The sequence below is a fragment of the Bacillus sp. CR71 genome (assembly GCF_003429245.1).
In the GTDB taxonomy this organism is placed as follows: Bacteria; Bacillota; Bacilli; order Bacillales; family Bacillaceae_G; genus Bacillus_A; species Bacillus_A thuringiensis_S.
Window position 1 is genome coordinate 5,275,565 of the sequence record NZ_CP031748.1, and the last position, 245, is coordinate 5,275,809.

A 245-nucleotide genomic window follows, 5' to 3' on the forward strand; every position below is an offset into this window, starting at 1 on the left:
ACCATCGGCGCTAGAGAGCTTAACTTCCGTGTTCGGTATGGGAACGGGTGTGACCTCTCTGCCATCATTACCAGACTGTATTCATTTAAGACAAGAATCATTGTAACTCATTTAACTTTTAAAGTCAACAAGTTTTTTATATTCTTTCAAAACTAGATAACATTGCTTCATATTATATGGTTAAGTCCTCGATCTATTAGTATTCGTCAGCTCCACATGTCACCATGCTTCCACCTCGAACCTAT

1 rRNA gene (cut by a window edge) is annotated in these 245 nt (G+C 38.4%); it reads right to left on the reverse strand.

The features are described from left to right. Window positions 1-75 (reverse strand): 5S ribosomal RNA (gene rrf, locus DOS87_RS26715) (it extends 71 nt beyond the left edge of the window). Window positions 76-245 lie beyond the last annotated feature (170 nt).